Source organism: Persicimonas caeni, from assembly GCF_006517175.1.
Classification (GTDB): Bacteria; Myxococcota_A; Bradymonadia; order Bradymonadales; family Bradymonadaceae; genus Persicimonas; species Persicimonas caeni.
Genome location: NZ_CP041186.1, coordinates 68,545 through 94,202 on the forward strand (window position 1 = coordinate 68,545; position 25,658 = coordinate 94,202).

Sequence of the window (25,658 nt, forward strand, 5' to 3'; positions counted from 1 at the left end):
GCAGTCTACTCGACTTCCGCAAGATCCTGTGCCGACAGGGTCGTCTCGACGTCCTCCATGCGCTCGTTGGCGAGGTTGACCGCATATTTCGCGACCGCCGGATACTGATCGGCGACGGAGCCAAACTCCTCACGAGACAGAAAAAGCAAGTGACCGGGGGTGGTCATCTTGCAGCCGGCCAACGCGTCGCGGTCGGAGACGACGCCCACCTCGCCGAACACATCGCCCGCCGAGAGCGTGGCGATGGTGATCTCCCAGCCCTCCTCGCTGCGCAAGATGTCGACCTCGCCGTCGAGCACCACGAAGATGCCCGGGCTCTGGCCGTCTTGCTCGATGAGCTTTTCACCCTGGGAGACGCGCAGGCCGACGAACCGGCGCATCAACTCGACCCGATCGGTGTCGTCCAACTCGGCGAACATGGGGTGGCGCTCGAGCAGGCCTTCGGTCAGCGCGTGACGGCGAAGCGTCGACAGACGGTTGCGGAAATCTCCCAGCTCCTCGTCGAGCGCGTCGATCGACTCGCGGGTCAACCGCAACAACTCGCTGTTCTTTCGGCTGTAGACATCGCGAGCCACCGTCGTGGCCGAGCGGCCAAACGAGCTCAATCCCAGCAGCGCCCCGGAGGGAAGCCGCAGGCTGGGATCGTGGTCCTCGATGGTGAAGTCGGCAGTGACTGTCCAGATGAGATCACCGGCCATCTCGTCCTTGGTGAGCACCGCCTCGGCGTCGGCAAAGATCTCGTACTCGAGGAAATCGAGCACGCGGCGAAGCGCCTCGGAGGGGAGCAGGCTCAACAGCGGCAGGGGTGGCAGCGACTGCGGCTCGTTGACCAGGGTGTCGGTGTCGATCGACACGGCGAACGCCTCGTCGAGCATCTCTTTGAGGGAGGTGCCGCTCAACGCGACGTGCAGCTCGACCTCTTCGGTGGGCGGTGCCACCTCCGGAAGCCGGGCGTCCTGATCGAGGTAAGGGCTTCGGATATTGTACAGCGCCGTGAAGTGATCGAGCAGCATGGTGATGTCGGGGCGCAGCGCGTGCATCTGCTTGATCGCCGCCAAGCTGCGGGTGGGGTGGCCGCTGTTGGCCCAGTGGCGAGCGACGTGATCCCAGACGCCCACGGCCTCCTTTTTGCGTCCGTTGGAGGCCAGAAGGATGGCCACGCGCTCGCGCAACAGGGCGTTGTCTTCGAATTTGGAGAAGTTGTGAAGCACTAGAGCGAGCGCCTTGGCATGCTCGGATTCTTCAATCGCGTCGTCGACCTTCGACAACAGGCTGACAAGCTTGGTCAGTTCCATCGGGGCCTTTCCATTTTAGATCGGTTCTGGTCGCAGCCAGTTTAATGCATGAGAGGCTAGATGGACAACCGCAGGTTGGAGGTCGCCTGAGGGAGGCTGACAGCGATGGGAGCCGATGACTTTCGACGCACGAACTGCTAGAATGCGAGTGCGGACGGGAATAGAACGGACCGCCGCGTTTGCTCTACCAACTGCGGTTGTTAGGTTTTAGGCAGTGCCGTCAGGCCGATGGTGAAGAGCTCAACTGACTCGATCTGGAGCAGGCCAATGGGAAGAAGACGCATAGCAGATGTGCTCCGCAAGGGATGGATGCCGGCGATGGTCGCCGCGCTTGCCTTTGCGGCGCCCCAACTTGTCAGCGCACAAGAGGTGGCGTCGGCGCAGACCGATAGCACCAAATCAATGGATCAGTGGAAGGCGTGTCTGGATGGCGCCGCTCCGTCGACGCAGAACGTCGCCCCGGGCAGCGTGACGCAGGCCACCGGCCAGCCCATCGTGCTCGACGCCGATCCGCACACCGACGAGATCGTCTTCGACTTCGACGACGACGTCGACAACGCCGACATCGAGGCGTTTGCCCGCCAGCACGGCCTGCAGGTGCGGCTCAACAGCACGTACAGCGACGCGGCCAACATCTTTGTGGCGCGCGTCGACGAGGGCGCGGTGCCCTACATCAAAGACTGCCTGGCCCAAAAGGCGCCGGCAGGCCTAATCGAGGCGGCCGAAGAGAATATCAACTACGCGGCGTTCGGCTCGGAGACGGCTGACGACACGGCCCCCAACGACCCGCTGTACCAGTTCCAGTGGAACTTCAAGCAGGTCGGCGCCGAGAGCGCCTGGAAGGTCTCGACCGGCCGTGACGTGACCGTGGCGGTCATCGACACCGGCGTGGCCATGGAAAACGCGCCCGACCGCGGGATCACCCGTCCCAAGGACCTCGACGGCACCGAGGGTGTGGCCGGCTATGACTTCGTCGACGACGACGACTTTGCCTGGGACGGCCACGGCCACGGCACCCACGTCGCCGGCACGATCGCCCAGACCACCAACAACGAGTACGGCGTGGCCGGTCTGGCCTACAACGCCAAGATCATGCCGCTGCGCGTGCTCAACTCGCGCGGCTTCGGCCAGGTCAGCGACATCGCCGACGCGGTGCGCTTCGCCGCCGACAACGACGCGCAGGTCATCAACATGAGCCTGGGCGGCCCGCTCCCCAGCCTCGTTTTGAGCCGCGCCATCAAGTACGCCTACAACAAGGGCGTGACGATCGTGGCTGCGGCCGGCAACGGCGGCAAGCGCGCCCCGAGCTACCCGGCCGCCTATGACGGCGTCATCGCCGTGGCTGCCACTCAGTTCGACAAGAACACCACCTTCTACTCGCAGTGGGGCAAGTACGTCGACATCGCCGCTCCCGGGGGCAACACCCGCGTCGACCAGAACGGCGACGGTCGTCCCGACGGCGTGATGCAGCAGACGCTCAAAAACGGCGCCACCGACGAGCACGACTTCGTGCTCTACATGGGCACCTCGATGGCCAGCCCGCATGTGGCCGCCGGCGCTGCGCTGATCATCAGCCAGGGCGTCACCCATCCTGATCAGGTCGAAGAGGTCCTGCAGGACACCGCCGACGACTCGCTTCGGGACCGCTACGACGACGAAAAGGAGTTCCGCGAGCGCTACGGCGCCGGGCTGATGCAGGCTGACGAGGCCGCCCAGTCCGCGGCGACCACCCAGGGCACTTGGCGCTTTGCCGGCGGCCTCTTCCTGGCGCTTCTGGCGCTGGTGGGCGTGCGTCGCAAGGACATCTTGGGCGTGGCTGGAGGCATGAAGCCGTCGGTCATCATCACCAGCGTGGTCACTGCCAGCGGTCTGTTCTTCCTGCCGATGCTCATCGGCGACGGTGGCTGCTTTGGCGGCGTGGTCAGCGCCCTGTCGCACCCGCTGGCCGAGCTCGACTTGGCCCTGTTCGGACCGGGCGCCCACCAGAACCCGCTTCTGGCGAGCTTCCTGATTCCGCTGCTGGCCGTCGGCCTGCTCGGCGGACACGACAAGATCAAGTACGTCGCCTCGGGCCTCGCGCTCGGTATGGCAGGCTTCCTGCTCACCGAGTCGGTGCTGCTCACCTCCGACGTCCAGTGGATTCCGGGCATGAACGTGCTCGACCGCGTCTGGCTCGGCTTCAACGGCCTGGTGAGCTTCGCGATCGGTTACTTCAGCCTCAAGCGGGTGTGATGGGCTGAGTAGACAAGAAACGACGAAGGCGGGCTTTCGAGCCCGCCTTCGTCGTTTCTTGTGTGCGCCAAAAGAACCCGAACGCACAAATTGCCGCACGTTTGAGTTAGGCCGCAGCCTCGTCGTGGAAGATCGGCACGTCCGCGATCTGCTGGGCGCGCATCCACTCGCGCAAAAGCTGGAAGTGCCCGTGAGAGATATTCACGAAGCGTACACCCACACAGCCATTCTCGTCGTAGATCGTCTCGGCGCCCACCCAGATGGGCTCATCTTGGCCGGGAAGCTCGAATTGCAGTCGCACGCGACGTCCCTCGCCGCTTTCGTGGGGCTCGAGAAGGCGCAGGAACTGCATGCCGTCGAGCGAGATATTGGTCGCCCGGCAGATATTGGTGTGCCCGCCTTCGATTTTATTGAGAATGATGTCGCAATCGACACGCTGTTGGTTACGCGCCTCTTCCATCGAGGACCTCCATGTCCTTTTTTTTGACTCCATCCGTGGTCGCACGGCGACTCACCGTGCATGTCGTCTACGGTGATAGCATGGCCTGGAGGGTCGCCCAAATTTTTCGCCGCGACGAGCTAGACCCACAATCGGCATTGACCTAGACTGGGGCTACGTGAGCGTCGCCTCGAGGCGGCCGATAGATTCACCTGGGGTCGACACCGAAAAGAGCAAAGATGACAGCAATCATCGAAGAGACCATCAACGAGTCCCCGCTATTCAAGCATATTGGCGACGAATGGAAGCAGCGCTTGGTCGAGTCGGCGCAGCTTCGAGCCTTCGAAGGCGGCGAAGTCATCATCGAGGAAGGTCAGCAAGCCGAGTCCCTCTTCATCGTCGTGCGCGGTCGCGTACGCGTGTGGACTGAGTCGGACGGCCGCCAGGTCGAGCTCAAGACGCTCGGACAAGGCGCCTATTTCGGCGAGGTGTCGCTCTTGAGCGGCAAGGAAGCAACGGCGACCGTCGAGGCGAAGACCGATGACGTGACCACCGTGGCGCTCGACCGCTCCGTGTTGCTCGAGCTCTTCGGCGAGGACGACAAGGTGCGCCGAATGCTCGAAGGCGTCACGCTCGCGCGTGCCAAAGACACCATCGGCAAGGTGCTCAAGTAGTCACCGGAAGACCGATGCGTCTCCAGACCGAGCAGTGATATGAAGTCCCACCTGCGCCGCCGCACCCCGGCGGCCCTCGTCGCAACGCTGTGCCTCCTACTTTTGGCCGGCTGCGGCCTCTTCGAAGAAGAGACCTACCACCCGCCTCAGGGCGATGGCCCGTGGATCTTGGTCGATCTGTACCACTCTCGGAAGCAAAACCACGAAGACTACCGCCTCTCCAAGGGGGACTACGCCTACCAGGGCGTCTTTGGCTGGTACCGCGCCTTCGAACATCTCGAGTCCAACGGTTACAAGTCGCGCACCATCCGCACGATGCCGCTGTCCGAGGAGCGTCTCGAAGGCTTCGACGTCTTGTTCATCAACCTGGTCGACGACAAGCGCCCCGATTTCAGCGACGAAGAGATTGGCAATATCCAGCGCTTCGTGGAACGAGGCGGCGGGCTCTTTGTCATCGGGGACCACACGAACGTCTACGAGAGCTCGGCGCGCATCAACCCGATCCTCGCCCCGATGGGCATCGAGGTGGGCTACCACACCGCCATCGACTACCCGCCGGACCACTCGGTGGCGGGCCTTGCCTGGATCATGGTCTTCGACTTCGATCGCCACTACCTGACGCGCGACGTCGAGATGATCAGCCTGCAGACCGGCGCCCCCGTCTTGGGCGACCATGGCATCGCACGGCTGAGCGAGCGTGGCTTTGGCGACTACTGGGATCCGGAAGACACATCGGGCTACTACGGCAACTGGCGCTTCGACGGCGACCCCGAGCTCGAGCCCCAGGGGCGGCTTCCCGTCGTCCAGGCACGCGAGTACGGCGACGGGCGCGTGGTGGTCGTGGGCGACCAGAATATCTTCGGAGACGCCTGGCTCTACTTCGGAGACAACTTCGAGTTTTTGATGAACACGTTCCAGTGGCTGGCCGGCGCCGAAGACCGCCCTCCCCTGCGCGATGCCCGCCCGGCGGGGTTCAACCTGGGACTCGACATGTCCCACAATGACTTCATGGTCGGACGCACCGCCGAAGATGCCTACTACGTCTTCTATGTGAACTTGAATCGCGACCACGCAGTGACCGCCGACGCGCGCATGCAGCTCGAGACCTGGGACGATGCGCTGATGTTGCTCGATCCGACCGAGGCGTTCGACGAAGCGGCCATCGACAAGGTGCGCCAGTACTTTCGCGACGGGAAGACAGTCGTGTTGAGTTTGGAGGCCGATCGCCTGTCGACGGCGTCCGTCGAATTGCTCGCCGAAATTGCCCCGCAGTTTTCGGTGAGCGTCGCCGAGACCCGCTACACGGTCACGGACACCGACGCCGATACCTTCGAGAACCTCGACGTGCCGCGGGTCGAAGGCGTGTTCACACTCGAGTCGGAGGCGATGGACGTCGCCGGCCTGGAAGTCTCGGCGCTGCCGCGCGGGGGCGAAAATGAAGACGAGGGGTTGTCACCATACCTGCTGGAGATAACTTCAGAGTGGGGAGACCCTTTCATCACTGCCCGAAGTGGGGGAGACGTCGTCGACATCGCTCGCCGCAAGAAGATTGAGGACGGCGAGCTGGTTGTGTTCATCCAAGATGGATTCTTTCGCAACCGCACGCTGGGCCACAGCGAGACGACGGCTCCAACGGAACAAAACGCCGACGCCGTCGAGTTGCAGTACCGTCTGCTCGACTACTTGAAACGCGCGTCGCCTTAAACACCTGTGCGCTTGCGCAGGCCTTGCTGACACCTAGGAGAGGACCCCTCATGAGCCTTCTGCAAAACACGAACTTGCCGGAGAAGATCGCCGCCGTACGCCACAAGCCCGCGCGCCTGCTGCTCGGCGTGGTCTGCGCCCTGGCCGTGCTGGCTGCCTCGGCGACGGTATGGGCCTCGACCGTACTCAAGCTCGATCTGGAGAGCTTGGTGGCCAACTCCGAGCAGATCATCGACGGACGGGTGACCAAGGTGCAGAGCAAGGTCGAAGACGGCAAGGTCTACACCTACACCACCGTCGCGGTCGAAGAGGGGATGAAGGGTGCCACCGACGGCGAAACGGTCACCATCAAGCAACTCGGCGGGCGCACCGACGAGTTGGCGACCTGGGTGCCGGGTGTGCCCCACTTCCAAGACGGTGAACGAGTGATCGTCTTTCTCGAAAAACCGTCCAGCGACACGCTGCCGGTGGTCACCGGTATGAGTCAGGGGAAATTTCGCGTCTCGCTGGGGCCGGACAACATCACGCCGTACGTGGTGCCCTACCTGGGCAACATCGCGCTGATGGAGCCGGCTCAACCACAGGTCGACGGCGGGCAAGCGCTTCGCCAGGGGGATGAGGTGGGCAACTATCAGCCCGCATTGCCGGCCGATCTGTATAAACGCGTCGTGCCGCTCGATGTCTTCAAACAAAACGTCCGTGACGTCATACGCGGGCAGGGGGAGGAATGAATGTAACAACTCGGGGGATGCTCTTTTTGGTCGGCTTGGCTGCCACGATGCTGGGCCCTGCCTCGGCACTGGGCTTCCAGCAAACGATGACCTGTACGCAGTCGGGTCTATATGCCTGTGAGCCAGGCGAGGAGCCCAAGGCCGTCCATTGGAACGCTCGATGCGTGCGTTATCGCATCAACGAGAACGGCACCAACAACTTCACGCGCACGTCGAAGGATGTACCGGCCATCGAAGAGCTTCGCCGGTCGGTGGCGCAATCGTTCGCCGCCTGGACGCAGGTGCCTTGCAGCGACATGACGCTGGTCGACGGGGGTCTGACCAGCCACACGAACGCCAATTTCGATCCCAAAGAGCCCGACCAGAACAGCAACCTGGTCATCTGGCGCGACCAGGGGTGGTCGCAAGTCGCCAGCGCTCGAGCGTTCGCGCTGACAAGCGTGACGTTCAACCCGCGCAATGGGGTCATTGCCGACGCCGACATCGAGGTCAACACCGAGTTCTACAAGTTCTCGGCCGGCGAGGAGCCCAAGGCCAACCACGTCGACATGCGCAATACGATGACCCACGAGGTCGGGCATTTCATCGGCCTGGACCACACCGAGGTTAGGGAGGCGACCATGTTTAGCACCGCTCCCGTCGGTGAAACGGCCAAACGCTCGCTCCACCCCGACGATATCGAGGGACTGTGCACCACCTACCCGTCGAGCGGTGAGGAGACACAGCGGCAGTGCAACAGCGCCAGCGACTTCCCGTCGGGCGATGACCTCGATCTCGACGGCGGCGTCTGCACGGTCACCGGCATCGATGCTTCCCCGCCCTCCTCGATGGCGCTGGCGCTGCTGAGCATCCTCGGACTGCTCGGGCTGGCCGCACACCGAAAGACCGCAACCCCTTGTAAACACTAGACTTGCTAGACTTCACCCCTCAGTTATCGTACCCTCGCCCGCGCGATGTTGGAACCCCTCCAGCGTCGCGCATCTTTTTTTAAAGCTGCAAGCTAATGTTGTCGCACCAAAATAATTAAAGAAATTTCTTGGCTGTGTCGATGCGTTGTACGTGAAGGTCACTGGGAGTCCCGTTGTCCCCGAAGTACATGAAGTTCACGCAGCTCGCAGCATTTTGTTTCATCGTGACCGCGCTCTCGGTAGCGACTCCTGACCTAGGTTGGAGCTACGCCCAAAACCAGACGTGCGGGGGTGGTCGACAACCGTGTCGACCCAACGAAGACGCCCACCCCATCGTGTGGGACCGCACGTGTGTGCTCTATTACCTCGACCGGGCGGGCTCAGAAGACTTCGAGGCCGGTCCGGACGGTGGCGCGGGCGTGACGCTCGAGCGCATCGTCAACGACTCGTTCGACGCTTGGAATGCGCCCAGTTGCGCGGGCCTCAAGCTCATCTACGGCGGCCAAGTCGACCACGCGGCCGAACTTCCAGGAGAGCGGAGAAACACCGTGCGGTTCAACGTGGACCAATGGAGGGGATCGGCGACGACCTTCGCCACCACGATTGTGAACTACAACCCGAACACGGGCGTGATCAGCGAAGCCGACATCGTCGTCAACGATCAGTTCTACAAATACACTGCTCAACCGACACCCGGCGTCGGTGAGGCCGACCTTCAGAACACCCTCACCCACGAGGTCGGCCACCTGCTCGGTATGGCCCACAGCGACGTCTCCGAGGCGACGATGTTCGGCTCCGCCGATCTCAGCGAGACCAAAAAGCGTTCGCTGCACAGGGATGACATCGACGGGTTATGTGCACATTATCCTTCTGAGGAGTACGATTCAACGTGCGGCATGCAAACCGATGAGCCCGACGAGAGTTTCGAGCAGGAATCGGGAAGCGACTCGTTCGAGTGGGGCAAAGATGAAGCCCCGAAAGACGGAACGGCATGTAGCGTGACGGGCGTGCATCGCTCGGCTATAGTTCCGCCCATGGCGCTCATTTTGGGACTACTCGGAGGGATTCTGTTTTGGAGGCGAACCGGTCGCTGGAACGACGACTAACCGACCGCGAGTGCGACCATATCTTCAGGGCCCTGGAGTCGGCCCAGGTCGCACCAAAGGCGCTCTGCGAGCGCGCCCTCGAGGAGTGTGTGCTCATCCGGCGCACGCCCATGCTCGGCGAGATCCGCGACGCTGCGAGTGTGGTCGCCTACGCCGCTCTCAAAACGCGCGCCAGCGGCATCACGCTGGGCAACCGCGTCTTTATTCGTCGTGAGTTCTTCAGCGACGACGGCGACATCCCGCTCGATCTCGTCGCCCACGAGGTCGCCCATGTCGTGCAGTTCCTGCGCGACGGCACCCTTCCCTTTTTGCTGCGCTATGTGCGCGACTACGCCTTCGGGCTGACCAAGGGGCTGGGCGACCGCAGCGCCTACATGGCCATCCCCTACGAAGTCGAGGCACGCCAGGTCGCCAACGCGCTGCCGCTCTACGTCGTCAGATCGGAGTGAAGCTCCCGGGCGAGCGCCTCGAACGCTTCGAACGAGACGCGCTCCGGGCGGATGCGCAGGTCGAGCCCGACGGCACTGATCGCCTCTTTGAGGCGCGGCTTGGGCACCCCGGTCGACTTGAGCGCGTTCGGCAGCGTCTTTCGGCGCGTCTGAAACGCCGCGCGCACCACCCGCTTGAAATTGTCGCGAAGCCCGTCGTCGGGGATGCGCGTGCCGGGGACCGGCTCGAAGCGCACCACCGCGCTGTGAACTCGAGGTGGCGGGCGAAACGCGCCGGGCGGCAGCGTCATCACGATCTCGGAATCAGCGTAGAGCCGGCTCATGAGCGACAACACCCCGTAGTCGTCGTCGCCGGCGCGCGCCACGAAGCGCTCGGCCACCTCGCGCTGGAACATCAGCGCGAGGCACGCAAAGCGGTCCATCACGTCGGCCAGGCGAAAGAAGACCTCGGTGGCCACGTTGTACGGAAGGTTCGCCGCACATTTCCACACGCCCTTCTCGTCTTCGTCGAAATGAGACAGGAGCTCGCCGACGTCCTGGTCGAGGATATCCCCCTCGACGAGCTCGAGATCGCGGCCGGGGGCGAGATTCTCGCGCAAGAAGGCAGCGAGGTCTCGGTCGAGCTCGACGGCGAGCACTTTGGCGCCGCGCTGGAGCATCGTCAGCGTGAGCGTGCCGCAACCGGGGCCCACCTCGAAGACGCGGTCGCCCTCGCCCACGTCGGCCGCCGCGGCGATGCCGTGCAGGATATTGGGGTCGACCAGAAAATGCTGGCCGAACTGCTTTTTGGTGCGCTTTTCGTAGCGACGAACGAGTTCGCCGGGGGTGTCGAAGGTTTCCAAAGGACATCGGGGGCACGAGAAAGTGATCAACCGTCGGTGCGAGTGCATCCCTGCTCTTGCAGGCACTCCGGCCCAACCTAACGACCACAACCCATGTACGCAACGCAGGCTTTTTTGATCGCCCCAAATGCGGTAGGTTCCGAACTCGAACACTCTCGCAAAGCTCCAGCCCAACAAACGCCCATGGTTTCAAAACGCCTGAGACATGCCACGTCGACCCTCCTCGTCGCCGCGACCGTGATGTTGAGCGGGTGTTTGACCTCGATCGACGACTCGTGCAGTACCATCGCCGAGAACCACTGCGCCAACTGCTACAGTTGCGCCGCCACGGTCGACGGCGTCACCGGCGCCGAGCTGTGCGACGTCCCCTCAGCCGACGGAGCCTCCGAGAACGGCTGCGTCGACTTCCTCACCGAGCAATGCGAACGCGAAGCGCGCACGATGCAAGACCCCTTCGGCGACCTCGACCAATGCGAGGCCGCCCTCGACGACGAGACCTGCGACGGCCTCGTCGAGCGCGAGGCGCTCGATCGGCCCTCGGCGCCCGAGCGGTGCGAGCGTTTTCTGTAAGGCGTCAATCCGGCCGGTTCCCGGAGAAATGCTGCAGCACTGAAGCCACCTTCTGGCTGAGCTGCGGTTGCGGGGTTGGCTCGTCGTTCCAGCTGGCCGCGGTCATCTTCGCGCTCGCCCAGATCCAGAACACAGCAAAGCCTGCGCCGGCGACCAGGTCGATGGCGTAGTGGTAGCGCAGGTAGATCGTCGAGAAGATGATCGACACGCCTACGACCGTCACAATGGCGCGGACCGCTCGATTGGTCTTCCAGCCGAAATAGATCGCCAGCATGCTGTGCATGGTGTGTCCGCTGGGGAAGCAGTCGTAGCGCATGACGGTGGCGTCGAGCAGGTTCTGGCGCAGGTGTTCGGTCCACCACAGGCCCTGCAGGGGGATGCTGTACGAGATGAGCGAGGCGTATTGGGGATCATCGGCGATGAGGAACGGCGAGCGCACCGGCACAAGGATGTAGAAAAAGTGGCACGAGACCATCGCCAGGTTCATCGCCAGTAGATACCGGAACAACACCCGATTTTTTCGGGCGAAGAAGAGCGCCAGGGCCACCAGGAGCATCATCGGGAAGTAGCTGACGTAGGTCAGCTGCAGATACTCGGTGAGCACCGGGTTGATGAGGACTTCGGTCCACTCGGAGGGGTTGCCGCCGAAGAGCAGGCGGTCGGCCAAGAGCATCTCCATCTCGTAGCTCGTCGAGCGAAATGCTTCGAGGAACTGCGCGGAGCGCTCGTAGGTCGCCCACGAGGACACGACCGACACGACGATACGCCCTGCTCCATACGCCGCCTGATTGAGCCGAATGGTGATCTGCGGAAGGATCAGGACGAGCGCGATGACGGCGATGCTCACGCCGAAAAGCTCGGTGCTGGCCGCGATATGCTCGCGGTAGACCGCTCCGGTCAATCCGATCAATGCCCAGACAACCAACCAGATTTTCTCGAGCAATCCGTAGGGGTAATGCCAGGGAAGCTCTCCCACTGGCTTGTCTGGAACCTGGTCGAATCGCAAGAAGTCGAAAAACCGATACATCACGCGTTCCCCGGCAAAATGTCAGCGCATCCAATCAGATACGTGCACGCCTGCCACTCACTGTATCAAGTCACACAAAGAATGCAGCAAGCATCTATAAGTACAAACTTCGGCACGGCCACCATTTACTCAAGTTGGTGGGACTGGCGCACGAACAAGGCCATGGCGTTGCCGTACACGAGCTTGTCGATGGCGCGTCGCTCCACCCCGATGTCCTGCAAAGCGACGACGGTCTTGGGGATGCCCAAGATGTCGGTGGCGCCGGTGCGAAGCGAGCTGTCGAGCACGATCCGGTCGGCGCTGCCGAGCCGGTCGATGACCTCGGCCAGGAGGCCGGCAGCTTGGCGTGGCTCGAGGTTCGACGTGCCCACGCTGACCCCGGCGACGAAGCCGTCCTCGACGACCTCTTCGATGAGGCGCTCGTCGAGGCGGTTCATCAACACCATCTCCGGAGGCATGCCCAGCTTCTCGAGGCGCTGCATCATCTTGAAGGTCATGTTCACGCGCAAATCGGCCGGCGGCGTGCAAATGATGGGCACCGGCCCGGCCTCGCGCGCGATTTCGACCTGACGCTCGAAGAGTTTCCAGTGAGCCTTGGTGTCTTCCCAGGCGCCAATCTCGCCGAGCGCGACGACCTCGGGCTGCTGGAGCAGATACGGGAGCTCTCGCCACACCTCCGGGTGCGCCCGGCGAGGACGCGCGCGGGGCAAGACCCCGAGTGCCACGTGCGGCTGCAGGCCGCAGCGCCGCAGCCTGGCGCACTCGTCGGTCGTCAGGTCGTCGAAATACGCCAGTAGATCTTCGGCACGCTCGAAATTACGCGGCGCGTGCGCCGTGGTGATCACCCGCTCGGTCTCGAAATAGTGCAGGTTCTGCAGGTCGGCGTCGCTGCAGATGTCGCTTCGAATTTGCGCATCGAAAATCTTCAAGCGTCACTCCCAGGCGTCGGCATCGGCGTCCATGTCGGGCCCTGGCGCGCTGGGGTGGACGAACTCACCGGACTTGCCGCCGGTCTTTTTGACCAGGTGGATATCACCGATATGCATCGCCTTATCCATCGACTTGCACATGTCGTAGACGGTCAGCGCGGCGACCGACACGGCGGTGAGCGCCTCCATCTCCACGCCGGTCTTCCCCCGGCAGCGCGCGCTCGCCTCGATGGCCAGCCCGCCCGCCTCGGGCATCGAGCGAAACGCCACCTTGACGTTGTCGAGCGGCAGCGTGTGGCACATCGGGATGAGCTCGGCGGTGCGCTTCGAGCCCATGATTCCGGCCACGCGGGCCACTTGCAACACCTCGCCCTTGACTATACGACGTTGCTCGATGGCCTCGAGGGTCTCGTCGCTCATGTGTACGAACCCGCGGGCCACCGCCACGCGATCGGTTTCGGCCTTGTCGCCCACGTCGACCATGCCGGCTTTGCCCGATTTGTCGATATGACTAAAATCGCTCATCGTGTTTGGACCTTGGTTGTTGGTTGTTCGTTGTTCGTTCTTGGTAGAGGCGCTGCTTGCTGAGAGCCCTGCCGTCGTCGAAAGACTTCCCCTTGCTGGACCCCGTCATGTTTAAGGCTTACCGGCTGCCCCTCGCAACCGCTCTCTTTGCTATCGGCCTGCTCTTCGCCGGATGCTCGTCGGAGACTAAAACGCGCAAAGAGCCGACACCGGCCGCAGAAAAGTATCTCGAAGATGCTCGCGAGAAGCTCGACTCCAAGCACTATACCGAGGCGCGCGCGCTCGTGGACCTCGCCCGAGAGGAAGGCGCGCCCGAGGCGGAGGCCGACGCGTTGGAAGCCGCTCTCGAGCGCGCAATGGGCGAAAAAGCCCTCGCCGCAGGCGACCTGCAAGAGGCCTACGAGCACCTGAGCGCCGCCGGCAGGCTCGAGCCCGACGACAACCAACGCTTTGCCGACCTCATCGCCGCCATCGAGGCGGGCCGGCAAGCCGGCGTGATGGCCGTCGAGCTCGCCCCCTTGGCCAGTAAGGCCGTCGAGGTGCGCACCCGCTCGAAACAAGCGCAACAACTCGCCGCGCAGCTGTGGGATGACGCCGGCGAGTCGGCGCGCGCTTTGCCCTTTTACGAGTGGCTCTACAAAGTCTCGCCGGGTAACACGGCGGTCACGATGCGCTTGGCGACGCTGTACGCCGGCGAAGGTGAGCTGCGCTCGGCCAAGCGCCTGCTCCAAAAGCTGTTGCTCAAGCAACCTGAAAACGCCGTCGCCGCGCTCCAGTTGGCCAGTGTTTACGCCCAGCTGGGCGAGCACGACAAAGCCAAGGAGCGCTACGAGGCGCTCGTCGAAAAATACCCCGAGCGTACCGGCATTTTGCTCAACTACGCGCGTTATCTGGACGAACGAGGGGAATCCGAGCGCGCCGAAAAGCTCCGCGAGCAAGCACGTGAAGCCCTACCGGGCGTCAAACGCCGCAAGATGCGTAAACTAAGGTAACGGGGAGCGCCGACGCGCGTTACGCCTCGCCGAAATCCTCGAGGATTTCTTTAGCGGTCTGGTAGCGCTCGTCGGGGTTCTTGGCCAAGAGCTTCAAGATGATGCGCTCCATCTCTTTGCTCAACGCCGGGTTCATCGCCCGCGGTCGCGGCGGCTCGGTGTGGATGTGGTGGTAGCTCAGGTCCCCCTTGTAGAAGGGCACCTTGCCGGTGGCACATTCGAAGATTGTGCAACCGAGGCTGTACAGGTCGCTTCGGAAGTCGATGTCCTTGCCGATGATCTGCTCGGGGGACATGTAGAACGGCGTGCCGACCTGCTGGGTGTGGTTGTTCTGGTACTCGCGCAGGAACTTGGCCAGGCCGAAGTCCATGATCTTGAGCGCCTTGTCGCGGGTGAGCATCACGTTGCCGCTCTTGATGTCGCGGTGAATCACGCCCTTGGAGTGCGCGTAGTGCAGCGCGCGACAGCAGTTGATCAGCACGTAGCGGCACTTCTTCTCGTCGAGGCCACCCTTGCGCTGCACGAGCTCTTTGAGCGTGGTCCCCTCGACGAATTCCATCGCCATATAATATTCGCCTTCTTGCTCCCCGGCGTCGTAAATCGTGACGATGTTGGGGTGCGACAGCGCCGCAGCCGCGCGCGCCTCGCGCAGGAAGTACTTGACGGCGGTCTCGTTGTCGCGAAGGTTCTCGCCCAAAATCTTGAACGCGACGACGCGGCCGAGCACCGTGTCGCGAGCCTTATAGACGATGCCCATGCCTCCGCGGGCGACCTCTTCGATGATCTCGTAGCGCCGGCTGAGCATGCCGTCGACCTCGTCGGGCGCCGCGAAGATGCCGCTGCTGGTGGTGCCGGCCATGCTGCCGCGGCGAAGCCGCTTCTGAATCGCCTTGAGCCGAAGCCCGGCGTCCTCGAAATGCGCGTCGACCTCGACGATGGTGTTGAAATGCTCCATCGCCCCGGTCCAGTCCTGCTCCTCTTCGAGTGAGCGGGCCATCTTGTAGAAGAGCGGCAGCGTCGAGGTCTCGGCCTCGCGCTTGCCCAGCGCCGATCGATACCGGCTGTAGGCCTTCTCGTAGCGCCCCTGCGCCTGGTAGATGTCGCCAGCGAGCTCGAGCGCGCGCGGGAAGATGGGGTCGGTCGAGTCGATGCTGGAGAGCACGTCGAGGCCCTCCTGGAAGCGGCGGTGCTCGAAGAGCAATCGGCCGGCGCGGAAGTAGTCGCCCTGCTCTCTCAAGAGCCGAATTTCCGAATCGACGTCGCCCGCCTCGTGGTACAGCTCGGCAGCACGCGCCAATTGCCCGGCGCGCTCGGCGCAGCGCGCGGCGAGCCCGTGCTTGTCGACGAGGGCGTAGAGTTCGGCGGCGCGCTTGTACTCCTCGATCTCCTCGTACAGCGGCGCGGCCTTGGCGGCGTCACCCAGCTCATCGTAAAGCTTGGCGGCGCGTATCGCGTCTCCCGCGGACTCGAACATTTCGGCGGCCGCAGCGTGGTCTCCGTCTTGGAGGGCCGCCTCGGCGCGCATCTTCGAAGCGCGCTGCTGCTCACCGCCCTCTTCGAGCACCTTGGCGGCGAGCATGGGCTGCTCGGCCTGCATCAACAAATCGGCCGCGCGCTGGAAATCGCCCGAGGCGCGCAGGCATTTGGCCGCCAGCTCCAGAAAGCCGGCGCGGCGGTAAAGCTCGCCCGCACGCCCCGGCTCGTCGGCCTCGCGAAGCAGGCGACCGGCGCGCTTGGCGGCCTTTCGGGCGTCGCCGAGCTCGTCCAGATTGCCCTGCGCCTCGTCGTAGCGCGCGTTAAAATATGCTTCGTAACAGTCGGCTGCCTTGAGCGGTTCGTCGGCCTTTTCGTAGTTGAGGCCGGCGCGTTTGGTGTCGTCGACCTTTTCGAAACACTCCGCGGCGCGCTTGTGGTCCCCGGCGCGCTCGTACTGAGCCGCCGCCGCGGCAAAATCGCCCGCCTGCAAATACTCGGCGGCCGCGGCGCGAAACTCACCGTTATTGGCGTACAGCTGGGCGGCTTGCTCGAACTCCCCGGCCCGTTTGTAGAAGTGGATGGCCTGGGCCAGATTGTTGGTGGAGTGAAACGATCGCGCCGCCTTGAGGAAAGCGCCGGCTTGGACGTAAGCCTCCGAGGCATCTTCGTGCGCACCGGCATGAGCTAGGAGATCGCCGGCGGTCTCGTAGTCGCCGCGCTCGGTGGCCTTTTTGACCCGACGGCGCGTCTCCTTGCTGATCATCTTGACCGGCGAAGACTTCTTGCCCGACGAATCGACCTTGTCGCGGAAAAACCGGACGGCAAAATAGCCGCCGACCACTGCACCGGCGAGCATCAGCGCGCCGAAGAACACTCCCACCACCGTACCCCAGTCGGCGCCTTGATCAGCGCCGGCCGCAATGTCGATAGACGGGCCGGCCTGGAGCACGACGACCAGGTCGGTGATGAGAATTTGAAGAGTGGAGTGCATGAGCTAGCGAAACCCCTCGCAGGCGCTCAAAAACTTCCGTTCACGCCCAGCCAGGCAGCGTCAGCGTCGAACGAGGCGCCGACACCCCAGGCGACTTCGTCGTCACCGGCGTCTGCGCTCAGATAGTGATACGTCAAAAGGCCCACTCCCGTGGCCGTCAACACGCCGCCGGCGATGCCGGTGACCAGCGCGGTGTCGTAGTAGGAGTTGGCGTCGTCTTTGCGCTCCTGGAGGGCCTGGCGGCTGGCTCCGGGGGCGCGCTTGTCATAGTTATTGACGTCATCTTCGGCGACCCCTTTGAGGTACAAAAACGTGCCGCTGGTCGCCAGCGTCACCACGCCCAAGCCCAACGAGGCGTAGCCGTAGGTCGGGATATTCGACGTCTCTGCGTCGATCGGCGCGACCGCGTCACCACCGTTCCCCTCTTCGGAGATCATCGCGCGCGTCAGCGTCACCGACACGCTCTGTTCGCCTTCGGCTTCGATGGTCACCTTCTTGACCGCCGTCTCGAAGCCTTTCTTCTTCAAGTACAACGTATGCTCTCCGGCGGTCAGTTCGACCTGAGCGGGGGTGGTGCCCACGGCGTCTTGCATCGCCTTGTCCAAAAAGACCTGCGCGCCCTGTGGCTCGGAGGCGACTGCCACCTCGATGGGAAGCTCCCCTTCGAGCTCTTCGGCACGCTTGGCGAGCTTCTCGGCGGCCGGGTCGTCGGGCATCAGCCGCGCAAACTCTTTGTAGTAGCCAATTGCCTCTTTTTTGTTGCCCAGCTTCTCGGACGTCTTGCCCAACCGGACCAAAATAGCCGGGTCCGGGTACAACTCGTAAGCCTGTTCGTACTTGTCGAACGCGGTCTCGTACTTCTCTTCGTCGAACGCCGTGTTGCCCTCGCGAATCAACTGGAGGACCTTCTTGGCGGTCTCTGCGTCTTGCTGGTCTTGCTGAGCGTGAGCCGTTGGCACGAATACCGGTGTGGCGTGCGTCGCCAATAAAACCACGACCAACGTCGCTAGTCCCCTCGATAGCCTGTCAATCATAGCATTTTTTCGCATAGGAAAATCCGAGTCCGGGCGAAACTCCATCAATAAATAATACATCGGTAGCTGTCAGGTATCTTACGCCAACACCGGGTATGTCGGCAAACGAAACACTGATGCGATCCTGACACGATTCCTGCTGAAAAAAGTTAACCGCAGAGGGCGCAGAGGACACAGAGAAGAAAAGAAACTTAACTCTCTGTATCCTCTGCGCCCTCTGCGGTTAGATAGCGCAGTACATTCTGTTTTTCTCAGCGATTGGCCTGCGCAGCGGCGGCCTGAGCGGGGGGCGCTTCGGCATTGGTGATGCCGCAGCCCTGGCGCGGGAAGGCGAAGAAGAACACCAGAATGAAGATCACCAAGATGATCTCGATGGGGTTCTCTCTCCACCAGTCCCACCAGACCGGGTCTTTGTCGCGTTGGAGGTGGCTCTTCGCCTTCTTTTCGTCAGCCATGCTGCCCTCGTCTTACCAATTTCGGCACGTCTTCAACACCGCATGCAACTACCATTGTTCGGGCGGGCGGGCAAGCGCAGCGCCCCGTGCCCTTAAAGCCTCAGCTCAGCTCCTCCAAAATCCGTTCGGAGACGCGCAGGCCGTCCAAGGCGGCGCTGACGATGCCGCCGCCGTAGCCGGCGCCCTCGCCGGCCGGGTACAACCCGCCCACCGACACCGACTGGAAGCTCTCGTCATCGCGCTGCACCTGCACCGGCGCGCTGGTACGCGTCTCGACGCCCACCAAAATGGCATCGTTGGTCAGGTAGCCGCCCATCTTCTTGTCGAAGCGGTCCAAAGCCTGCTGCAGGTTCTCGATGATGAAGTCGGGGTAACACTGGCTCAGGTCGGCCGCAGCGATGCCCGGCTTGTAGGTCGACTCTCGCACGTCCTTGCTCGCACGCCCCTCGCGAAAGTCGACCAGCCGTTGGGCCGGAGCGATATATCCGCCGCCGCCCAACTCGTAAGCGCGGCGCTCGGCCTCGCGCTGGAAGGCCATGCCGGCCAATTGCCCGCCGAAATCTTCGAGGCCGTCGATGTCGCCGAAGGCCCCAAAATCGTCCGGCTCGATGCTCACGACGAGCGCCGAGTTCGCCCAGTGCCCCTTGCGGCTGGCGTGGCTCATGCCGTTGACGCAGATGCCGCCCGGCTGGGTCGGCGACGGCACAATCTGGCCGCCCGGACACATGCAGAAGCTGTAGACGCCTCGTTTTTTGTCGCCGTCCTTCAGGTTGGCGGTCAGCCGGTAGTCGGCGGTCGGCAAGCCCTCTTTGCCGGCCCACTTGCCGTACTGGATCTCGTTGATGAGCTGCTGGCGGTGCTCGACGCGAAAGCCCACCGCGAACGGCTTGGGCTCGAGCGCCACGTTGTTCGACGCCAGCCACCGGTACATCTCGCGCGCGGAGTGACCCACCGCCATGATCACGCGGTCGCAGTCGATCTTCTCGCCGTCGCGCAACACGACCTGCTTGACGAGGTTTCCGCCGGCGGTCTTGTCGATGACAAAGTCGCTGACGAACGCCCCAAAGCGCACCTCGGCGCCCAGGTCGGTCAACCGCTTCCGGAAGGCTTTGCACAGGCCGACGAGCCGGTCGGTACCCAGGTGAGGCTTTCCCTTCCAGAGAATATCCGAGGGGCCGCCCAGCTCGACGATCGTCTCGAGGATATGCTTGACGCGAATATCGCTCACGCGGGTGTAGAGCTTTCCGTCCGACCAGGTGCCCGCCCCACCCTCGCCGAAGCAGATATTGCTGTCGGGGTCGAGTTCGCCCTTGTGCATCAATTTGGAGACCTGCCGGCCGCGCACCTCCACGGGCTGGCCGCGGTCGAGCAGGATGGGCTTCAGGCCCGCCTCGGCGAGCCTGTGGGCGGCGAAGAGCCCGGCCGGACCGGCGCCGATGATCACCACGCGCTCTTGTTTGGTCGGCTCGTACTTCTTTTTGGCGAATTTGCCCGGGTCCGGCGCCGGCTGGACGTTGCCCGGCAGCTTACCGAGAGACCTGGCGTCCTCGATGGCCACCTCGACGTTGTAGTTGAACCGCGGCTTGTGCCGCGCGTCGAGGCTTCGCCGGATCAGTGCGAAATCGACGAGCTCAGACTCGTCGACGCCCATTTTTTGCGCCGCGCGCTGACGAATGACGCTTTCGTCTTCGTCCAGGTAGCGTACGAGATTATTCACCCGAAAACGCTTGGGTGCGTTGTCTTCAGTCATGACAGCAATTGTGTTGGAAATTGATACGGTTCGGGACTCAAGCGTCCGTTGGGAGATTCGACACGAGCAACTTGGCGCCGATGCGTCTGGCAGCTTCGACGCCGCGGGCGAGCACCTGGTCGGCGCCGTCGCGGTTGGCGCGCTTGCAGGCGATCGCGTAGCGGATCGTCAACTCGGCGAGCTGGCGCACGTCGCCGCTCAGCTCGTGTAACAGGTCGAGCTGGCGCTCCATTTCGTCGAGGGAGTCGGTCTTCTTGCGCCGCTCGGCAAAATCGAGCTCGGCGAGCAGAAACGCGCCCCGCGCCTCGAAGACCTTCGAGTCGAGCTGGCGTGCGAACACCTGGGCATCGGAGGCGTAGCGGCGAGCTTCCGCGAGCTCGCCGAGTGCCACTTTGCACATAGAAATCTGGAGCAGCGCCTCGATCCACTCGTCGGGATGCTGGCCATCGCTCAGGTTCTCGAGGCTCTCGGCCAAGAAGTCGAGGCCTTGTCGCTCATTGCCGGCGCGGCGAAGCGCGGCACCATAGTGACACAGCGCCCGGCCGAGTAGCATCGGGTCGTTGACTTCACGGGCGATCTGGAGCGCCTCTTCGAAACACTGGGCCGCCGCTGTCCCCTGCCCTTCGAGATGGTACAAGTCGCCGCGTACGACCAGCGCCGAGGCCAACCCATAACGGTTCCCGAAGTGGCGCGCTCGATCGGCGCAGGCATCGAGATTGGCGGCGGCCGTCTTCAAGTCGCCGCGCCGGGCGCGCAAAAGCGCCTCGACCTCTTGAACGTCGGACTGGTGGCTGAGCGCGGGGAGGTAGTCGCGAAGCTCTTTGAGCCAGCGCCATGCCTCCTGGTCGTCACCCAGCGAAAGCGCGATATTCGCGCCAGAGTAGAACACCGCGTAGATGAGCCAATCGAGCGCGGTGCGCTCGGCCGACTCTCCAGCGCGGGCCAGCACCTCGCGGCAGCGCGCCGGGTCGTAACCCGCCAGCAGGCTCTTGGCGAGCTTGAGCTGCACGAACGCACACTCGGCGCCCTCTTCGCGAAGCTCGGAGGCGGCCCGGAACGTCTCGAGCGCACGGCCGTAATCGCTCGCCTCCCACGCCTCGTCACCCGCCATCTCGAACAACGTGCTCGCCTCGGACTTGTTGCCGCCCGCCTGCAGATGCATCGCCGCCTCGTAGGCATCACCATCGCCGTCAGACCAGCGCGAGGCCAGGTGCTGGCCGATGCGCCGATGCAGCGCGCGACTCCACTTGGGGCTCGACAGGTCGACGACAACCTCGCCGACGACGTCGTCGATGAGGCTGACGTGGCGGCCTTCCATCGTCAGTTGGATTTTGGTCAGGTGACGCCACCGCAAGCTCTTGAGCGTCCGGTCGGCGACCTCGGGGGCTTGCCCCCCTTCGACGATGATATCGCGCAGGTCCTCCCACAGGATCGACCGTCCCAGCAACGTCAAGAGCTCGAGGCACTCGCGCCCCGAGGCCGACACGGCGGCAAAGCGGCGTCGGACCGACTCACGCACGTTTCGCGGAAGCTGATACGACTCCAGCCCGTCCAGATCGATCTCCCAATCGGAGACCGAGAGCCGGCGCAGGATGCCGCGGTCGATGAGGTTGCGACACAACTCTTCGAGGTAAGCCGGCTGCCCCTGGGCACACTCGGTGACGCGCTCGAGCCACGAATCGGGGATAGACGCCAACCCCAAGCGTTCGCCGAAGAAAATATCGACGTCGGAGCGCTGGACCCCATCGAGCTCTTCGATGTCGACGGCCTTGCACTCGCTGAAGTGATCGGCGAGCAGCCCCTTTCGGGCGGTGGCGATCGCATCGGGCCGGTGGAACGATTGGGCGCGCCTGTACCAGTCGGCGATGAACGCGCGGGAGGCGTCGTCGGCGAGGTGCAAATCCTCGATGAACAGCGCCACTTTCTGTGGATGGAGCATGACGACCGCGTCTTCGAACGCCTCGCGAATCCACTCGGCGTCGACGCGATGCTGCTCGTCGGCTGCCTTGCCGAGCCGCGACATGCGGTCGAGGATGGTCAAATACGACTTGTAGCGCTCGATCTGGTGGATGTCGCGGCTGGCGCCAATCTCGACGATGCGGCTCAGCAACCGATGGATCAGTGCATAGGGCCGCATATTGGACCGACAGGTCGCCGAGACGACCAGCCTTCCGCTGAGCTTGCAGCTCGAGCGGATCTCGCGCATCAACCGGCTCTTGCCGATGCCGCGCCCGCCGGTCAGAAGCTGCATCCGTCCGGCGCCGGAGCCCTCGTCGGTGACCACGCGGTCGACGATCTCTTCGTGCTCGACCTCGCGACGCGGCAAGATGCCCCGCTCGAAATATCCCTTGATGACCGGCGGCGCCGCCACGTCCAGCGAGTTGGCGAGCACCCCGCCCGACCAATCCTCTAGAAACTCGGTGTCGCGCACCAGGTCCTGCAGCGCCTCGCCGGCGTCGGCGTACTCGAAGTCGGGGAGCTGGCGCAAAAGCGCCATCGTAAACCGGCTCAAGACCAACGGGACGTCAGGGTTGAGGCGGTGCGGCTCCGGCGGGCGGAAATCCTCTTCGGTCGGCGGCGGATCTTCTTTGCTGCGCGGGCCGAAGGGGAGCACTCCGCAGAGCGCGTAGTAAAGCGTAACGCCGAGGCTGTAGAGGTCCGAGCGCAACTCGCCCTTCTCGCCGCGGATAATCTCGGGCGCCATATACGAGCGCGTGCCGCCGCGAAGCGTGTCTTTTTTGGGATTCATGCTCGACAGACCGAAGTCGACGAGCTTGACCATCGGCCGTGCGGAGGCATCGTCGAGCCACAGGAGCATGACGTTGGCCGGCTTGATATCCCGGTGAATCCAACCCATGCCGTGCAGGTAGCTGAGCCCCAATAAGATTTGGAAGGTCACATCGATGAGCGCTTCGGGTTCCAGCAGCGCGCGAGCGTCTTGGAGGCTGAACCCGTCGATATACTCCTCGGCGAGGAACACGCCGCCGCCGGGCAGCGCGCCGTAGTCATACACCTGGACCAAGTTGGGATGGTCGAGCTTCGACAGAATCTCGAACTCCCGGCGCAACATCTTGCCCTGCACCGTCTTGCAGGCCTCGGCCGACAGGACCTTCAACGCGACCTGGCGACGGTCGACGTGCAGATCTTCAGCCAAATACACCGATCCGCCAGCCCCTCGCCCGAGCGGCTTGACGTACTCGTAGCGTCCCGCAAAAACCTTCGTCTTTTTTGAACTCTTCGCCATTCGCTCCCTAGCGCTAATCGGTCCGGCTACTTTAGGGCGCGCGCGCCTGCCGATTCAACGACTAATTTACTGCCAGCGTGAGATCCCCGACTGCACGCAGCATACATCACCTCGCCCCCGGGTACCAACGCGCCGCCCTGATCAATCCAACTTCTCTCCCTCTGGCCTTCCCCCCCCAACATCATGTAACAGTGCGCCATGTCGAAATGTCTAAACCCCTGACCCCCTAGACTCCTAAACCCCTAAACTCCTAAATCCCTCAACCCCTAAACCCCTCATACCCTATGATTGGTGTTATCCTCGCCGGAGGCTCCGGCACGCGCTTTTGGCCGCTCAGTCGCAAACAGCGTCCCAAGCAGCTCATCAGCTTGTGGGACAACACGCCGATGATCGACTCGACGCTCCAACGTCTCGACGAGATCAGCTCGCGCAGCAAGACCTTCGTGGTGCTGGGCGAGCATCTGGTCGACGCCACCCGCGAGGTGCTCGAGGACATCGAGTTCATCGTCGAGCCGTGCGCGCGCAACACTGCGCCGGCCATCGGTCTGGCGGCGGTCTACGCGCTCGAGCGCTTTGGCGACGAGCCCATGGGCATCTTTCCGGCCGATCATTTTATCGGCGACATCCACAAGTTTCGCATGTGCCTGAACCTGGCCGAGGCCAAGGCCGACCAGGGCCACATCGTGACGTTGGGCATCGAGCCGACTCGTCCCGAGACGGGCTACGGCTACATTCACTACGAGAAGCCGACCGGCGGCCACCACCGCATCTCGCCCAACGACGTCATCGAGTTCGTCGAAAAGCCGTCGCGCAAAGTTGCCGAGGAGTACCTGGAGAGCGGTGACTACGTGTGGAACTCGGGCATGTTCATCTTCAAGCCCTCGGTGCTCCTTGCCGAGATGGAGCGCCAGCTGCCCGAGATGCACGAGGCGATGATGACCATCCGCGAGGCGATCGGCACCGACCGCGAACGCGAGGTCATCGACGAGCAGTTCAACGGGCTCCAGAGCATCTCGATCGACTACGGCATCATGGAAGGCGCCGAGAACGTGGTCGTCATCCCCGCCAATTTCGACTGGTCGGACGTGGGCCACTTTGCCGCGGTCGACGAGGTGCGCGACACCGACGGCAACGGCAACGTTGTCGAGGCCGACAGCCTGCTTCTCGACGTCAAAAATTCGGTCGTTTACAGCGAAGGCACCGATCGACTAATTGCCGCCTGCGGTGTCGAGGATCTGGTCATCGTCGACACTGAAGACGCATTGCTCGTCATCCCCAAGGAGCGTGCGCAAGATGTGAAGCAGATTGTCGAGCAACTGAAGAAGACCGGACGCGACGAGCTTCTGTGAAGACCGACCCACAAGCCGCCCCCACCGACGAGGAGTTCGGAAGAACTGCTCCACAGGTGCGGCGCGTCTTGTGGATCACCTTCTTTTTGAACCTGGCCGTCGCCGCCGGAAAGCTCATCTACGGCTACGCCACCGACATCGTCAGCCTGCAGGCCGACGGCTTCCACAGCATCTTCGACGGCATGGCCAACGTCATCGGCCTGGTGGCGATGGGCCTGGCGATGAAGCCGCCCGACCCCGAGCATCCCTACGGCCACCGCAAAATCGAGGTCGCCGCCAGCCTGATCATCGGCCTGATGGTCACCCTCGGCTTTCTCGAGGTTGGCCGCGGTGTGTGGGCGGCCGCCACCTCCGACGTCGCCCCCCAGGTCACCCCGGCCAGCTACGCCGTCGTGCTCGTCGCCCTATCGGTCAGTTTGGGTGTCAGCTGGTACGAGCGACGCGCCGGCGAGCGCCTCAACTCGATGATCCTGAAGGCCGACTCGGCGCACACCTTCACCGACAGCATCGCCGGCCTGGCGGTTCTCATCGGCATGTACCTGGTCGATATCGGCATCGCCGTGGGCGACGTGCTCGCCGCCCTGGCGGTGATGTTCTTTATCGGCATGACCGCCTACCGCGTGCTGCGCGAGGGCATCGACGTGCTCGTCGACACCTCCTACCTCGACCCCGAGGCCGTCCAGCAACTCGTCGAGGATATCCCCGAGGTCAAATCGTGCCACTACGTGCGCAGCCGAGGCATGCCCGGCCACGTCCACGTCGACCTGCACCTGACCCTCGACCCCGACATGAAGCTCGAGCGCGCTGGCGAGATCCTGCTGACGGTCAAAGACCGCCTCAAGGGCCACTTCGCCGACGTGTCCGACGTGCTCGTGCAAATCGAGCCGCACAAGCCGACCTACGTCGAAGACGTGCCCGAAAAATTGGTTTAAAATT

The 25,658-nt window shown here is 63.3% G+C and carries 22 protein-coding genes; 11 read left to right on the forward strand and 11 right to left on the reverse strand.

Going from position 1 to position 25,658, the window contains the following annotated elements:
• Window positions 1-5: 5 nt before the first annotated feature.
• Window positions 6-1,295 carry a cyclic nucleotide-binding domain-containing protein gene (locus FIV42_RS00270; RefSeq protein ID WP_141195727.1) on the reverse strand — a complete coding sequence of 430 codons (1,290 nt, stop codon included), beginning with the start codon at window positions 1,293-1,295 and terminating at the stop codon, window positions 6-8.
• 267 nt (window positions 1,296-1,562) lie between these two features.
• Between FIV42_RS00270 and FIV42_RS00275 the strand changes: the two genes are divergently transcribed.
• Complete coding sequence (locus FIV42_RS00275; RefSeq protein WP_168210291.1) at window positions 1,563-3,527, forward strand: S8 family serine peptidase; 1,965 nt, start codon at window positions 1,563-1,565, stop codon at window positions 3,525-3,527.
• Between the two features lie 106 nt (window positions 3,528-3,633).
• Here the strand turns inward: FIV42_RS00275 and FIV42_RS00280 are convergent, their stop codons facing one another.
• Window positions 3,634-3,987 (reverse strand): PilZ domain-containing protein, encoded by a 354-nt coding sequence (locus FIV42_RS00280; RefSeq protein ID WP_168210292.1) that lies wholly within the window; start codon window positions 3,985-3,987, stop codon window positions 3,634-3,636.
• 218 nt (window positions 3,988-4,205) lie between these two features.
• Here FIV42_RS00280 and FIV42_RS00285 point away from each other — a divergent pair, with 218 nt between their 5' ends.
• The 6 genes from FIV42_RS00285 to FIV42_RS00310 all read left to right on the forward strand — a co-directional run bounded on the left by FIV42_RS00285 (window position 4,206) and on the right by FIV42_RS00310 (window position 9,538).
• Entirely contained in the window at window positions 4,206-4,640 is a 435-nt protein-coding gene (locus FIV42_RS00285) for a cyclic nucleotide-binding domain-containing protein (RefSeq protein ID WP_141195730.1), read from the forward strand.
• A gap of 39 nt (window positions 4,641-4,679) precedes the next feature.
• The gene (locus tag FIV42_RS00290; protein WP_141195731.1) at window positions 4,680-6,344 is read left to right on the forward strand and encodes a DUF4350 domain-containing protein; all 1,665 of its coding nucleotides are present in this window, start codon (window positions 4,680-4,682) and stop codon (window positions 6,342-6,344) included.
• A 50-nt stretch (window positions 6,345-6,394) separates the two neighbouring features.
• Entirely contained in the window at window positions 6,395-7,075 is a 681-nt protein-coding gene (locus FIV42_RS00295) for a hypothetical protein (RefSeq protein ID WP_141195732.1), read from the forward strand.
• On the forward strand, window positions 7,072-7,983 hold the full coding sequence (locus tag FIV42_RS00300; protein WP_141195733.1) for a matrixin family metalloprotease: 912 nt from the start codon (window positions 7,072-7,074) through the stop codon (window positions 7,981-7,983). Before FIV42_RS00295 ends, FIV42_RS00300 begins: the two co-directional genes overlap by 4 nt.
• A gap of 173 nt (window positions 7,984-8,156) precedes the next feature.
• Window positions 8,157-9,089 (forward strand): matrixin family metalloprotease, encoded by a 933-nt coding sequence (locus FIV42_RS00305; RefSeq protein ID WP_141195734.1) that lies wholly within the window; start codon window positions 8,157-8,159, stop codon window positions 9,087-9,089.
• 89 nt (window positions 9,090-9,178) lie between these two features.
• Entirely contained in the window at window positions 9,179-9,538 is a 360-nt protein-coding gene (locus tag FIV42_RS00310; RefSeq protein ID WP_141195735.1) for an eCIS core domain-containing protein, read from the forward strand.
• On the opposite strand, the gene rsmA is transcribed toward FIV42_RS00310, so the two are convergent.
• Entirely contained in the window at window positions 9,517-10,380 is an 864-nt protein-coding gene (gene rsmA, locus FIV42_RS00315; RefSeq protein WP_168210293.1) for a 16S rRNA (adenine(1518)-N(6)/adenine(1519)-N(6))-dimethyltransferase RsmA, read from the reverse strand. The two genes, FIV42_RS00310 and rsmA, sit on opposite strands and share 22 nt — an antisense overlap.
• A gap of 255 nt (window positions 10,381-10,635) precedes the next feature.
• Here rsmA and FIV42_RS00320 point away from each other — a divergent pair, with 255 nt between their 5' ends.
• Entirely contained in the window at window positions 10,636-10,950 is a 315-nt protein-coding gene (locus FIV42_RS00320; RefSeq protein ID WP_141195737.1) for a hypothetical protein, read from the forward strand.
• 4 nt (window positions 10,951-10,954) lie between these two features.
• On the opposite strand, the gene FIV42_RS00325 is transcribed toward FIV42_RS00320, so the two are convergent.
• The 3 genes from FIV42_RS00325 to moaC all read right to left on the reverse strand — a co-directional run bounded on the left by FIV42_RS00325 (window position 10,955) and on the right by moaC (window position 13,431).
• A complete protein-coding gene (locus FIV42_RS00325; protein WP_141195738.1) occupies window positions 10,955-11,977 on the reverse strand; it encodes a phosphatase PAP2 family protein in 1,023 nt (340 codons plus the stop codon).
• A 125-nt stretch (window positions 11,978-12,102) separates the two neighbouring features.
• The gene (locus FIV42_RS00330; RefSeq protein ID WP_141195739.1) at window positions 12,103-12,906 is read right to left on the reverse strand and encodes a hypothetical protein; all 804 of its coding nucleotides are present in this window, start codon (window positions 12,904-12,906) and stop codon (window positions 12,103-12,105) included.
• 3 nt (window positions 12,907-12,909) lie between these two features.
• The gene (gene moaC, locus FIV42_RS00335) at window positions 12,910-13,431 is read right to left on the reverse strand and encodes a cyclic pyranopterin monophosphate synthase MoaC (RefSeq protein ID WP_141195740.1); all 522 of its coding nucleotides are present in this window, start codon (window positions 13,429-13,431) and stop codon (window positions 12,910-12,912) included.
• Window positions 13,432-13,538: 107 nt separating this feature from the next.
• Between moaC and FIV42_RS00340 the strand changes: the two genes are divergently transcribed.
• Window positions 13,539-14,423 (forward strand): tetratricopeptide repeat protein, encoded by an 885-nt coding sequence (locus FIV42_RS00340; protein ID WP_141195741.1) that lies wholly within the window; start codon window positions 13,539-13,541, stop codon window positions 14,421-14,423.
• Window positions 14,424-14,442: 19 nt separating this feature from the next.
• On the opposite strand, the gene FIV42_RS00345 is transcribed toward FIV42_RS00340, so the two are convergent.
• From FIV42_RS00345 to FIV42_RS00365, 5 genes are all read right to left on the reverse strand, one after another.
• The gene (locus FIV42_RS00345) at window positions 14,443-16,890 is read right to left on the reverse strand and encodes a protein kinase domain-containing protein (RefSeq protein WP_141195742.1); all 2,448 of its coding nucleotides are present in this window, start codon (window positions 16,888-16,890) and stop codon (window positions 14,443-14,445) included.
• Window positions 16,891-16,916: 26 nt separating this feature from the next.
• Window positions 16,917-17,876, reverse strand: coding sequence for a PEGA domain-containing protein (locus FIV42_RS00350; RefSeq protein ID WP_168210294.1), 960 nt, complete (start codon window positions 17,874-17,876; stop codon window positions 16,917-16,919).
• A gap of 299 nt (window positions 17,877-18,175) precedes the next feature.
• Entirely contained in the window at window positions 18,176-18,379 is a 204-nt protein-coding gene (locus FIV42_RS00355; RefSeq protein ID WP_141195744.1) for a hypothetical protein, read from the reverse strand.
• 100 nt (window positions 18,380-18,479) lie between these two features.
• Complete coding sequence (locus FIV42_RS00360) at window positions 18,480-20,129, reverse strand: NAD(P)/FAD-dependent oxidoreductase (RefSeq protein ID WP_141195745.1); 1,650 nt, start codon at window positions 20,127-20,129, stop codon at window positions 18,480-18,482.
• 37 nt (window positions 20,130-20,166) lie between these two features.
• On the reverse strand, window positions 20,167-23,373 hold the full coding sequence (locus FIV42_RS00365) for a serine/threonine-protein kinase (RefSeq protein ID WP_141195746.1): 3,207 nt from the start codon (window positions 23,371-23,373) through the stop codon (window positions 20,167-20,169).
• Between the two features lie 284 nt (window positions 23,374-23,657).
• Between FIV42_RS00365 and FIV42_RS00370 the strand changes: the two genes are divergently transcribed.
• Both FIV42_RS00370 and FIV42_RS00375 read left to right on the forward strand, forming a co-directional pair.
• Complete coding sequence (locus FIV42_RS00370) at window positions 23,658-24,722, forward strand: mannose-1-phosphate guanylyltransferase (RefSeq protein WP_141195747.1); 1,065 nt, start codon at window positions 23,658-23,660, stop codon at window positions 24,720-24,722.
• Window positions 24,719-25,654: a cation diffusion facilitator family transporter gene (locus FIV42_RS00375; protein ID WP_168210295.1), complete on the forward strand. Its 936-nt coding sequence runs from the start codon at window positions 24,719-24,721 to the stop codon at window positions 25,652-25,654. Before FIV42_RS00370 ends, FIV42_RS00375 begins: the two co-directional genes overlap by 4 nt.
• Window positions 25,655-25,658 lie beyond the last annotated feature (4 nt).

Bases quoted from the DNA above. Each gene is read 5' to 3' on its own strand.
- FIV42_RS00280 (WP_168210292.1), bottom strand. From the start codon at position 3,987: ATGGAAGAGGCGCGTAACCAACAGCGTGTCGATTGCGACATCATTCTC.
- FIV42_RS00325 (WP_141195738.1), bottom strand. From the start codon at position 11,977: ATGTATCGGTTTTTCGACTTCTTGCGATTCGACCAGGTTCCAGACAAG.
- FIV42_RS00370 (WP_141195747.1), top strand. From the start codon at position 23,658: ATGATTGGTGTTATCCTCGCCGGAGGCTCCGGCACGCGCTTTTGGCCG.
- FIV42_RS00275 (WP_168210291.1), top strand. From the start codon at position 1,563: ATGGGAAGAAGACGCATAGCAGATGTGCTCCGCAAGGGATGGATGCCG.
- FIV42_RS00360 (WP_141195745.1), bottom strand. From the start codon at position 20,129: ATGACTGAAGACAACGCACCCAAGCGTTTTCGGGTGAATAATCTCGTA.
- FIV42_RS00345 (WP_141195742.1), bottom strand. From the start codon at position 16,890: ATGCACTCCACTCTTCAAATTCTCATCACCGACCTGGTCGTCGTGCTC.
- FIV42_RS00340 (WP_141195741.1), top strand. From the start codon at position 13,539: ATGTTTAAGGCTTACCGGCTGCCCCTCGCAACCGCTCTCTTTGCTATC.
- FIV42_RS00365 (WP_141195746.1), bottom strand. From the start codon at position 23,373: ATGGCGAAGAGTTCAAAAAAGACGAAGGTTTTTGCGGGACGCTACGAG.
- FIV42_RS00285 (WP_141195730.1), top strand. From the start codon at position 4,206: ATGACAGCAATCATCGAAGAGACCATCAACGAGTCCCCGCTATTCAAG.
- FIV42_RS00295 (WP_141195732.1), top strand. From the start codon at position 6,395: ATGAGCCTTCTGCAAAACACGAACTTGCCGGAGAAGATCGCCGCCGTA.
- FIV42_RS00290 (WP_141195731.1), top strand. From the start codon at position 4,680: ATGAAGTCCCACCTGCGCCGCCGCACCCCGGCGGCCCTCGTCGCAACG.
- FIV42_RS00300 (WP_141195733.1), top strand. From the start codon at position 7,072: ATGAATGTAACAACTCGGGGGATGCTCTTTTTGGTCGGCTTGGCTGCC.
- moaC (WP_141195740.1), bottom strand. From the start codon at position 13,431: ATGAGCGATTTTAGTCATATCGACAAATCGGGCAAAGCCGGCATGGTC.
- FIV42_RS00270 (WP_141195727.1), bottom strand. From the start codon at position 1,295: ATGGAACTGACCAAGCTTGTCAGCCTGTTGTCGAAGGTCGACGACGCG.
- FIV42_RS00355 (WP_141195744.1), bottom strand. From the start codon at position 18,379: ATGGCTGACGAAAAGAAGGCGAAGAGCCACCTCCAACGCGACAAAGAC.